The 857-nt window shown below is 67.0% G+C and carries 1 pseudogene; it reads left to right on the forward strand.

The features are described from left to right. Positions 1 to 857, forward strand: a pseudogene (locus tag I5M_RS28300) (class I SAM-dependent methyltransferase); the annotation flags it as partial.

The following is an 857-nucleotide window of genomic DNA, read 5'->3' on the forward strand; positions in this document are numbered from 1 at the left end:
TGCAGGCCTGGTTCGTGCGCACCGGTCACCCCAACGCGCCAGATCCGTATTTCCTCTACGCATCGTCGAATATCGGCAGCTTCCTGGCGCTGTTGTCCTATCCGGTGCTGCTCGAGCCGATGCTGACGCTGCGCTGGCAGAACCTGATCTGGACCGCGGGCTATGCATTGCTGATTGCGCTGATCGCCGGCTGCGGCGTGCTGCTGCTGCGCTCGCCACAGTCGGTGGCGGCGGAGACGGGCGGGGAGGCGGTTGCGCCGCCGCCATCATGGGCGCTGCGGGCGCGCTGGGTGTTTCTGGCGGCCGTGCCGTCGGGCCTGCTGATCGCCGTCACGGCGCATATCTCGACCGACGTCGCGGCTGTGCCGCTGATGTGGGTGCTGCCGCTGTCGCTGTATCTCCTGACCTGGGTGCTGGTATTCCAGTCGCGGCCGCTGCTGCCGCACAGATGGATGTTGCTGCTGCAGCCGGTGGCGATCGCGGTGATCGTGTTCCTGCTCGCCGAGGGCTACCCCAATCTGGTGTTGCTGCTGGCCGGCCACCTGCTGTCGTTCTTCGTCATCGCGATGGCCTGCCACGGCGAACTGGCGCGGACGCGCCCGGCGGCCTCGCACCTCACCGGATTCTATGTGGCGCTTTCGTTCGGCGGCATGGTTGGCGGCCTGTTTGCCGGATTGGTCGCGCCCTACACGTTTTCCTGGATCGCCGAATATCCGATCCTGCTGGCGCTGGCCGCGCTGTGCCGACCGGCGGCAATCGAGCGTTTCCCGGCATTGTCGCGCTGGTACTGGCCGTTGCTCGTCATCGTCGCACTGGTGGTGCTCGTGCCGCTGGTCACGGCGGCAGGCTGCATGGTT

It is taken from the genome of Rhodopseudomonas sp. B29 (assembly GCF_000333455.1).
Lineage (GTDB): Bacteria > Pseudomonadota > Alphaproteobacteria > Rhizobiales > Xanthobacteraceae > Rhodopseudomonas.